The organism is Vibrio sp. Isolate22, from assembly GCF_022398115.1.
Taxonomy (GTDB): Bacteria; Pseudomonadota; Gammaproteobacteria; order Enterobacterales; family Vibrionaceae; genus Vibrio.
This window is the reverse complement of the sequence record NZ_JAKEUW010000095.1, coordinates 1-9,211: the sequence shown is the minus strand read 5'-3', so window position 1 is coordinate 9,211 and position 9,211 is coordinate 1. Positions and strand designations below refer to the sequence as shown.

Annotated in this window: 11 protein-coding genes; 5 read left to right on the top strand and 6 right to left on the bottom strand. The window is 45.5% G+C overall.

What is annotated here, in order from left to right:
• Positions 1–237, top strand: a 237-nt coding sequence (locus L1D55_RS25990) for a transposase (RefSeq protein WP_239916214.1), incomplete at its 5' end; no start/stop codon positions are given.
• A 61-nt stretch (positions 238–298) separates the two neighbouring features.
• Here the strand turns inward: L1D55_RS25990 and L1D55_RS25985 are convergent.
• Both L1D55_RS25985 and L1D55_RS25980 read right to left on the bottom strand, forming a co-directional pair.
• Positions 299–895: a uracil-DNA glycosylase family protein gene (locus L1D55_RS25985; protein ID WP_239919384.1), complete on the bottom strand. Its 597-nt coding sequence runs from the start codon at positions 893–895 to the stop codon at positions 299–301.
• On the bottom strand, positions 895–1,821 hold the full coding sequence (locus tag L1D55_RS25980) for a D-2-hydroxyacid dehydrogenase (RefSeq protein WP_239919383.1): 927 nt from the start codon (positions 1,819–1,821) through the stop codon (positions 895–897). Before L1D55_RS25980 ends, L1D55_RS25985 begins: the two co-directional genes overlap by 1 nt.
• 71 nt (positions 1,822–1,892) lie before the next feature.
• Between L1D55_RS25980 and L1D55_RS25975 the strand changes: the two genes are divergently transcribed.
• Positions 1,893–2,480 carry a DUF416 family protein gene (locus tag L1D55_RS25975; RefSeq protein WP_004737084.1) on the top strand — a complete coding sequence of 196 codons (588 nt, stop codon included), beginning with the start codon at positions 1,893–1,895 and terminating at the stop codon, positions 2,478–2,480.
• Positions 2,481–2,561: 81 nt separating this feature from the next.
• On the opposite strand, the gene L1D55_RS25970 is transcribed toward L1D55_RS25975, so the two are convergent.
• Complete coding sequence (locus L1D55_RS25970) at positions 2,562–3,713, bottom strand: hemolysin family protein (RefSeq protein ID WP_171369053.1); 1,152 nt, start codon at positions 3,711–3,713, stop codon at positions 2,562–2,564.
• Positions 3,714–3,983: 270 nt separating this feature from the next.
• On the opposite strand from L1D55_RS25970, the gene hupA reads away from it, so the two are divergent.
• Positions 3,984–4,256, top strand: coding sequence for a nucleoid-associated protein HU-alpha (gene hupA, locus L1D55_RS25965; protein WP_004729753.1), 273 nt, complete (start codon positions 3,984–3,986; stop codon positions 4,254–4,256).
• Positions 4,257–4,303: 47 nt separating this feature from the next.
• Positions 4,304–5,008 carry a DUF1481 domain-containing protein gene (locus L1D55_RS25960; protein ID WP_105025797.1) on the top strand — a complete coding sequence of 235 codons (705 nt, stop codon included), beginning with the start codon at positions 4,304–4,306 and terminating at the stop codon, positions 5,006–5,008.
• 160 nt (positions 5,009–5,168) lie between these two features.
• Here the strand turns inward: L1D55_RS25960 and purD are convergent, their stop codons facing one another.
• Positions 5,169–6,458 (bottom strand): phosphoribosylamine--glycine ligase, encoded by a 1,290-nt coding sequence (gene purD, locus L1D55_RS25955; protein WP_239919382.1) that lies wholly within the window; start codon positions 6,456–6,458, stop codon positions 5,169–5,171.
• An 87-nt stretch (positions 6,459–6,545) separates the two neighbouring features.
• Positions 6,546–8,138, bottom strand: a complete 1,593-nt coding sequence (gene purH / locus L1D55_RS25950) for a bifunctional phosphoribosylaminoimidazolecarboxamide formyltransferase/IMP cyclohydrolase (protein WP_239919381.1) — start codon at positions 8,136–8,138, stop codon at positions 6,546–6,548.
• 324 nt (positions 8,139–8,462) lie between these two features.
• Here purH and zntR point away from each other — a divergent pair, with 324 nt between their 5' ends.
• Positions 8,463–8,894: a Zn(2+)-responsive transcriptional regulator gene (gene zntR, locus L1D55_RS25945; RefSeq protein ID WP_239919380.1), complete on the top strand. Its 432-nt coding sequence runs from the start codon at positions 8,463–8,465 to the stop codon at positions 8,892–8,894.
• A gap of 79 nt (positions 8,895–8,973) precedes the next feature.
• Here the strand turns inward: zntR and L1D55_RS25940 are convergent.
• Positions 8,974–9,211 (bottom strand): transposase (locus L1D55_RS25940; RefSeq protein WP_239916214.1); only part of this gene is annotated, 238 nt, incomplete at its 5' end.

Below are 9,211 nucleotides of genomic sequence, written 5' to 3'. Positions count from 1 at the left end.
GAGGTATGGTGGGCACAAGTGCAAGAAAGTGGAATTAAGCCATTGAAAGAGTTCGCACGAAAACTGAGGCCTTATCTTCACGGTATTATTGGATCGGCAAGTTATCCGCTCAACACCTGCACATTGGAAGGGATAAACAACAAAATAAAGTTAATCAAGCGAATGGGGTATGGGTATCGAGATACAGACTACTTCTTCTTGAAGATAAAAGCGGCTTTCCCCGGAAAGCCGCGATGAACCTTTTTTATTGCCTTCAGATTGGTAATTCTATACTCGTTTAATTTCGGCTGTGTGCAGCTCATTGGGCATTTGGATCATGGTAGGCCAAATGCTCTGAGATGTGTTTGCGTATGTAAGGAATAACCTCATTTTCAAACCATGGGTTCTTCTTGAGCCAAATATTATTGCGTGGTGAAGGGTGGGGAAGTGGTAAAAACTCTGGTGCCCAAACCTGCCAGGTTTTTACAGTCTCTGTCAGTGTCTTGGTGGCTCTTTCCTTCAAATAGTAGTTCTGCGCATACTGCCCAATCAAGAGTGTCATTTGAACATTGGGCAGTGACTGCAATACTTTCTTATGCCAGAGCTCAGCACACTCTTTACGTGGTGGCAGATCGCCACTCTTCCCTTTACCTGGGTAGCAGAAACCCATAGGTACAATCGCGACCTTTTGTTCGTCATAAAAGGTATCGCTGTCTATCCCTAGCCATTCTCTTAATCGCTCGCCACTGGCGTCATTCCACGGGATGGAGGATTCATGCACTTTGATACCTGGCGCTTGCCCAATGATCAGCAAGCGTGCATTTGGGTGGGCTTGGATTACCGGGTTAGCACCATGTGAAAGGTGGGGTTCACAAGCTCGGCACTTTCTTATCTCGGTGAGTAATGGTGAGCTCATCAGTAACCTTTATCAAAGTCGATGACATGGTTTAGGGTAAATCCATCTCGCCACTGCTTGTAGTTCTCTGCGAAGAGCTCGACCACCTGTCTCGGTTCACTGAGTGCGGCAATGTGCGGTGTAATAGTGACTTGTGGCAGTTTCCAGAAAGGGTGATCTTGAGAAAGAGGCTCATGTTCAAACACATCAAGGAATGCATGCTCAACCCAACGGTTTTTAATCGCCAGTAATAGCGCTTTATTATCGATGCTTTCACCTCTGCCAACATTGAACAACAGTACTTTAGAACAGTAACCAAGAGTCGTTTGGTTGAGCAGTTGATAGGTTTCAGCGGTTGAAGGTAACGTGTTCACCACAATATCAGCTTGCTTGAGAGCAGCCTCAAGTTCATTGATGTGGAAAGTATCTTTAAAGGCTTCATGTTTTGGGGGAATGCCAGTGCGATTGACACCTATGGTATGAATACCAAAGGCTGATGCGGCTTGCGCTAGATGACTGCCAATTGAGCCCGTACCTAAAACCACCATGGTTTTATCGGTAAGGCCAGTACAAAGCTGAGGTTGCCAATTTTGTTGCTGTTGTTGCTGGTGGTAGTGGGAAAAATGCCTGAAGTGGCTAATGGTATAACCTAATACGTACTCTGCGATCGCTGGCCCGAAGATACCTTTCACGTTAGTTAGGGTGTAATCATGGCGAAGATCGGGCTGAGTGAGTTTATTGATACCAGCGTAGGTACTTTGTAGCCAATCTAACTGCGTAAATTCATCCAGACGATCAGCGATGAGGGGAGGAGAGGCTAATACGATCTCTGCAGACTCTGGATTTTGAGTGATTTCTAGGTCGGGTAAATCTTGGTTTAGAATCAGTTGTACGTAGGTATCGTCACGCTCAGTAGCAATATAGAGCTTATTAGTAAAATTGTTCATCGGCTTACCTTTTCCCCCTAGGGTTTATCAAGTACACTTTCGCTGTCTTTTTCTGCAATTATTGAGTGACTATGCTTCAGAATCCACTGCAGGTTCGTCTTGAAAAGTTAGAACCTTGGCAACAAATTACCTTTATGGCGTGTCTATGCGAGCGTATGTACCCTAACTATGCCATGTTTTGTGAGAATACAGAATTTGCGGAAGCTCGAATCTATCGTGATGTTTTGGATAGTATTTGGGAAATCCTAACGGTTAAAACGGCGAAGGTGAACTTTGAACGCCAATTAGAGAAAGTTGAAGAACTTTTTCCTAGCGCAGACGATTTTGACTTCTATGGTGTTTACCCTGCAATGGACGCTTGCCAAGGTTTGGCAACGCTTGTTCATGGTTTGCTTGACCGCGAGCATATGTTTGAAGCTGTAATTAAAGTAAGCCAACAGTCGGTTAAAACGGTTGCTGAGCTTGAGTTTGCTCAAGGCGCTGAAGAAGTGACCAACGAAAATCAGAAAGAAAACGAAGCGGTATGTGAAGAGTGGGACGTTCAGTGGGCCATTTTCCGACCACTGCGTGAAGCGACGGAACGTGATATCGAGTTGATTAAAGACTTACGCCACGAACTGCGTGAAGAACCAGTAAGTAACATTGGCGTTACTCTATAAGTCCGCAATCGAACCAAAGTACATATAAAAACAAAGGCTCCCTTGGGAGCCTTTGTTGTATCTATTGATAACCAATTCAGATTAAGCGTCTTTTTTCTCTTCTTTAGACGCTTGCTCTTTGTCGGTTGCCTTCGAATCTGAAGTATCGCTATCCGCTTGAGTTTCTTCTTCCAACTCGTCTTCTTCATCGCGGCTCTCAATTACGCCGTGTTTCTCTTTCCATTTTTCCCAGCGTTGGAACGCCAACTCTTGCATGTCGGTCGTTTTATCCGCTTCATCAACAATCTCTTCTCCTACTAGGTGCTCAAAGATGTCTTCTAGTGTAATGATGCCCTGAATTGTGCCGTATTCATCAACAACAAGAGATAGCTGAAGGCGTTGAGCCATCATCTGATCGAACGCTTTTGGTAATGGCAGATTGTTCAGTAACACGTGAATAGGGCGCATTACGTCACCTAGTGGCTTTTCGCCACAACCCGCTTGTTGCAGCTTGAACAGCTCTAAGCGGTGTACAAAACCGATGATATTGTCACTCTGCTCGCTGTAAACCAGCGGACGTGAGAATGGCGTGTCTTTATGGTCCGTAAGGAACTGATTGATGCTCATTTCAGCATCGACACGGAATACAACAGGTCGTGGTGTCATTACTTGAGTCACTGGTACATCTTGAATGCCTAATAGGTTGCTTAGGATTTTCGACTCACCTTCTGCAAACTCACCGCTCTCTTTTGCCAAAATTGCCATTGCAGATAGCTCGTCACGCATTTTTGGTGCTTCGTGACCACGAGCCAAGCGCTTAGTGATTTGCTCTGAGAACCACACAAATGGAGTTAGGAAGAATACCATCCAACGAAGTACGGTTGCCGATGCTGGCGCAAGTTGACGCCAGTAAGTTGCACCAATTGTTTTTGGAACGATTTCAGACAGTACTAAGATACCTAGAGTCAGTACGGCAGAGAACACACCTAACCATTGGCTACCAAAAACAACCGCTGCTTGTGCACCTGCAGTTGCAGCACCGATTGTATGCGCGATGGTGTTAAGCGTTAAAATTGACGCTAGTGGGCGATCGATGTCTGTTTTCAGTTTGTCTAACGACTCTGCTGCAGGATGCCCATTTTGTTTTAGTTGAGCGATGTAGCTCGGACTAATACTCAAAAGTACAGCTTCCAAAACAGAACAAATGAAAGAAACTCCAATGGCGATGGAGACGTAAATAGTTAGCAGCAGCATGTTTGCCCTTAAATTAAATTGTACGCTTTATCAGCGATTCAGCGTGGATTATAGAGAAAAAGTAGTGGCTAGGTCATCATTAATTTTGCGCTCAGCCCCTTTTAAACAAGGGCTTGCTTAATAAAATCAGTAACAAATTGTGAGTTATTACTCATATTATGGCTAAAACTACGGCATTAGAGTCAAAGATCGGCGACAAACCTTTGCCAGATGGGGCATTTATGTTTTAGAGTGAATTGAATTCAAAAATACAAAGAAGGGAAACCTAAAATGAACAAGACTCAATTAATCGACTTTATTGCTGAAAAAGCGGACCTTTCTAAAGCACAAGCTAAAGCTGCTCTAGAAGCGACTCTTGGTGGTGTAACAGATGCTCTTAAAGATGGCGATCAAGTTCAGCTAATTGGTTTTGGTACTTTTAAAGTAAACCACCGTGCAGCTCGCACTGGTCGTAACCCAAAAACTGGTGATGAGATCCAAATCGCTGCTGCAAACGTTCCAGCATTTGTTGCAGGTAAAGCGCTGAAAGATTCAGTGAAATAATCTAAACTGTACCGAGGTAGTCGTATTCCACCTCGGTACAGGTTTTTATGAAAAAAGCATTTCTTCTCGTTTCACTATTATCTACATTTCTCATTGGCTGCTCTTCAACAAGCCCTCGCAAAAACCTAGAACAATTTGAAACTTACACCGGCGGCCAAGTCATGGGCGACGCGACAAGTTTTTACTGGGTGACCAACAAGCTCACGCAACCTCATACATCAGCAGATTACGTTACCGTCGGTGATTACGGTTGGTATCAAACGGATTACGCCTGGTCGGAAGGTGTACTTCGCGAATTTATCCGTGAAGGCGAGCAGCGCAACGCATCGAATGAACTAGCCCCATATCGTGTTCATGTACGTTTCAACAAGTCAGGCGAAGCTGTGTACCAGCAGTACCGCATTGCTGGCAAAATTCTACCTATCCGATCGTCACAGTTAGAAACCTATAAGAAAGAAGCCTCACAGGTCTTAGAGACCACGGCTAAGCAGAATGACGAAGGGTTCAAATTGGTCCAAGGTTATTGGAACGGTCAATCTTTCGAAACTTGCTCGGGTAAAGAGTTCTCAAGCATCGATATTAACCAAGCCTTACCCAACTTTGTGATTAACCGTTTGGCATCAGTGGAAAGTTATGCGGCGTTTCTTGGCAGTGACTCTCTAGGAAAAATCACTGTAGAGGAGCTATTGATGTTAGCGGAAGAAAGCCATGATTGTGTTGCAAGACCATCACTGCTGAAGAGTAGCGAATAGATCATTAAAAGCATTTGGCCTACGGTAGGCTAAATACTTATTAGTCTGTACATGTGTATGTCGGACAATAAAAAAGGCGCCCATTTAGGCGCCTTTTTCTATTCTTGGCTTGCTGTCATATACTTGCTGTAATTGGAAAGTAAGCGAGTGACAACAATGATTACTGCTCTTGCTCGCGCGCAATCGCACGGTAACCAATGTCATTGCGGTGGAACATACCATTCCAGCTCACTTGCTTCGTTAACGCGTAAGCGCGCTCTTGAGCTTCAGAAACCGTGTTACCTAGTGCTGTAGCACAAAGTACACGACCACCGTTTGTCACAACATCGCCAGCTTCGTTATTTGCAGTACCAGCGTGGAAAATCTTTTGACCTTCAACTTCGCTTGTTGGCAGTGAAATTACGTCACCTTTTGCGTAGTCAGCAGGGTAGCCGCCAGCCGCAAGAACAACACCGATAGAAGCACGTGGATCCCACTTAGATTCTGCTTCGTCCAGCTTCTCGTCGATAGCCATTAAGCAAAGTTCAACAAGGTCTGACTCCATACGCATCATGATAGGTTGCGTTTCTGGATCGCCGAAGCGGCAGTTGTATTCAATAACTTTCGGAGTACCGTCAGCGTCGATCATTAGGCCAGCGTATAGGAAACCAGTGTAAGGTGCGCCTTCTGCGTCCATGCCGCGTACCGTTGGGTAGATAACTTCCTCTAGGATACGGTTGTGGATCTCAGGCGTTACCACTGGAGCTGGAGAGTAAGCACCCATACCGCCCGTGTTAGGACCTGTGTCTTTGTCGCCAACACGTTTGTGGTCTTGGCTGGTGGCCATAGGCAGAACGCTAGCGCCGTCAACCATCACGATGAAGCTTGCTTCTTCGCCTTCAAGGAACTCTTCGATAACCACGCGGCTACCAGCTTCACCAAATGCGTTGCCTGCTAGCATGTCTTTGATTGCGTCTTCCGCTTCTTCAAGAGTCATCGCAACAATAACGCCTTTACCCGCCGCAAGACCGTCAGCTTTTACTACGATTGGTGCGCCCTGCTCACGAACATAAGCGATAGCTGGCTCAATCTCAGTGAAGTTCGCGTAAGAACCGGTTGGGATGTCGTGACGAGCTAGGAAGTCTTTAGTGAATGCTTTAGAGCCTTCTAGCTGTGCCGCCGCTTGAGTTGGACCAAAGATTGGCAGGCCCACTTCGCGGAACGCGTCAACCACACCAATAACCAATGGCGCTTCAGGGCCAACGATAGTCAGTTCGATTTTTTTCTCTTGAGCAAACGCCACTAGACCAGCGATGTCTTCAACGCCGATGTTTACGTTCTCAAGTTTTGGCTCAAGTGCAGTACCTGCATTACCCGGAGCAACGAAAACTGTTTCAACGTTTGGGTTTTGTGCTGCTTTCCAACCAAGTGCGTGCTCACGACCGCCGGCACCAATAATTAGTACATTCATGTTTTAAAATCCTTAAGTCTTTAATTCTTAAAAGCCCCTCAAAGTTGAGAGGCTCGATAATTACTAATCGTTTAGATAAACAGGAAATTAGTGGCGGAAGTGGCGCATGCCCGTAAAGATCATCGCCATGCCGTGCTCATCTGCTGCAGCGATAACTTCATCATCACGCATAGAGCCACCTGGTTGGATAACACACTTGATGCCCGCTTCTGCAGCCGCGTCGATACCGTCACGGAATGGGAAGAATGCATCTGATGCCATTACACAACCTTCAACCTGTAGACCTTCGTCTGCAGCTTTGATGCCTGCGATTTTCGCAGAGTAAACGCGGCTCATTTGGCCTGCGCCTACGCCGATAGTCATGTCACCTTTCGAGTAAACGATCGCGTTAGATTTCACGTACTTCGCTACTTTCCAGCAGAATAGGGCATCTTTTAGCTCTTCAGCCGTTGGCTGACGCTTAGAAACTACTTTCAGGTCATCTTCAGACACCATGCCTTGGTCGCGGTCTTGAACCAGTAGGCCGCCGTTAACGCGCTTCACGTCAAAGCCAGTTGTCTTAGTTGTCCACTCACCACACTCAAGTAGGCGAAGGTTTTTCTTAGCCGCTACGATTTCTACTGCTTCAGCAGAAACAGAAGGAGCAATGATAACTTCAACGAATTGGCGCTCAGTAATAGCCGTTGCTGTTGCTGCGTCTAGTTCGCGGTTGAATGCGATGATGCCGCCAAATGCAGACGTAGGGTCTGTTTTGAACGCACGGTCGTAAGCTTCTAGGATATTTTCACCTAGTGCTACACCACATGGGTTAGCGTGCTTAACGATCACACATGCTGGCTCGTCGAACTCTTTCACACACTCAAGTGCTGCATCTGTGTCAGCGATGTTGTTGTAAGAAAGAGCTTTACCTTGGATTTGACGAGCAGTAGAAACTGATGCTTCTTCAGGGTTTGCTTCAACGTAGAATGCTGCTGCTTGGTGGCTGTTCTCACCGTAGCGCATGTCTTGTTTCTTCTCGAACTGTTGGTTGAACGTGCGAGGGAATTTAGACTCTTCATCACCTTCCTTGTTCTCACCGTAAGATGGAACCATAGTGCCGAAGTAGTTAGCGATCATACCGTCGTACGAAGCTGTATGTTCGAATGCTGCGATAGCTAGGTCGAAGCGAGTCTCTAGTGTTAGAGATTTCTCGTTCGCGTCCATTTCAGCGATAACGCGGTCGTAGTCGTGAGCGTTAACAACGATAGTTACGTCTTTGTGGTTTTTCGCTGCAGAGCGAACCATTGTTGGACCACCGATGTCGATGTTCTCAACGGCATCAGCAAGCGTACAGCCTTCTTTAGCTACGGTTTCTGCGAATGGGTATAGGTTTACAACAACCATATCGATAGGGTTGATACCGTGAGTTTCCATCACGTCATCGTCTTGGCCGCGACGGCCTAGAACACCACCATGAACTTTTGGATGCAGAGTCTTAACACGGCCGTCCATCATTTCTGGGAAACCAGTGTAGTCAGATACTTCTGTAACAGAGATGCCTTTTTCAGCAAGCAGGCGAGCAGTGCCACCGGTAGATAGGATATCTACACCACGGTTAGCAAGAGCTTGTGCAAATTCAACGATACCAGTTTTGTCTGATACGCTGATTAGAGCGCGGCGAATTGGACGAGCGTTATTCATGCTTCCATCTTCCTCAAATTCATGGGGTTAAAATAAAGATATTTGCCAAAAAAGAACTTGTTTCTATCTTCTCAACATGGATTATTCTAGATTCCAGTAAGAGATAAAATATTGGCCAGTTTTGGTAAAGACCTTTGAGGTTAGTCTTACGATTAAGCTATAAGATAACCAACTCCAAATTTGATGGCGCAGATTCTAACTAATTTATTACAAAAAAGCTCGCGCAATCGTTTGGCATCTCAAAAATAATTATGAAAAGTGCCATTTCAGCCTAAAAAGTAACGATAAGGTTAATTGTGAAATGGACGAAGGATTAGGGAAAACATGTTTCAGATCGGTGAATTAGCGAAACGATGCGGTGTGACAGCCGATACCTTACGCTTTTATGAAAAAAATAATTTGATTGCTCCAGCGAGCCGTAGTGAATCGGGTTATCGCCTATATGATGAAAATAACCAAAAACAGGTGACCTTTATTCTCAAATCTAAAGAGTTGGGGCTGAGTTTAGGTGAGATTAAAGAATTGCTCGAGATTCGCTTGGAAGCGACGCAACATAGCTGTGCCGAAGTGAAGTCCATCACCACCGCCAAGTTGGAGATGATTGATGAGAAGATTACTGAGTTAACCAAGATTCGCACTGCGCTTAAAAAGATTAACGATGCGTGTTGTGGCCACATAGATGACAACGCTAGCCATTGTTCGATTCTGGCTGCACTAGATTCTGAAAATGTTGAAAAAGGCCGTTGTTGTAGCTGATAGGCTCATTAGTTTAAAGGGAAGCCTATTCCTCACCACCCACTTCCTCTTTCTCCAATCTACAAGCCAAAAAAAAGGTTCATCGCGGCTTTCCGGGGAAAGCCGCTTTTATCTTCAAGAAGAAGTAGTCTGTATCTCGATACCCATACCCCATTCGCTTGATTAACTTTATTTTGTTGTTTATCCCTTCCAATGTGCAGGTGTTGAGCGGATAACTTGCCGATCCAATAATACCGTGAAGATAAGGCCTCAGTTTTCGTGCGAACTCTTTCAATGGCTTAATTCCACTTTCTTGCACTTGTGCCCACCATACCTCC

What these genes read in the sequence shown, in the direction of transcription:
- L1D55_RS25975 (WP_004737084.1), top strand. Translation starts at nt 1,893, where the DNA reads ATGCTTCAGAATCCACTGCAGGTTCGTCTTGAAAAGTTAGAACCTTGG.
- hupA (WP_004729753.1), top strand. Translation starts at nt 3,984, where the DNA reads ATGAACAAGACTCAATTAATCGACTTTATTGCTGAAAAAGCGGACCTT.
- purH (WP_239919381.1), bottom strand. Translation starts at nt 8,138, where the DNA reads ATGAATAACGCTCGTCCAATTCGCCGCGCTCTAATCAGCGTATCAGAC.
- L1D55_RS25985 (WP_239919384.1), bottom strand. Translation starts at nt 895, where the DNA reads ATGAGCTCACCATTACTCACCGAGATAAGAAAGTGCCGAGCTTGTGAA.
- zntR (WP_239919380.1), top strand. Translation starts at nt 8,463, where the DNA reads ATGTTTCAGATCGGTGAATTAGCGAAACGATGCGGTGTGACAGCCGAT.
- purD (WP_239919382.1), bottom strand. Translation starts at nt 6,458, where the DNA reads ATGAATGTACTAATTATTGGTGCCGGCGGTCGTGAGCACGCACTTGGT.
- L1D55_RS25970 (WP_171369053.1), bottom strand. Translation starts at nt 3,713, where the DNA reads ATGCTGCTGCTAACTATTTACGTCTCCATCGCCATTGGAGTTTCTTTC.
- L1D55_RS25980 (WP_239919383.1), bottom strand. Translation starts at nt 1,821, where the DNA reads ATGAACAATTTTACTAATAAGCTCTATATTGCTACTGAGCGTGACGAT.
- L1D55_RS25960 (WP_105025797.1), top strand. Translation starts at nt 4,304, where the DNA reads ATGAAAAAAGCATTTCTTCTCGTTTCACTATTATCTACATTTCTCATT.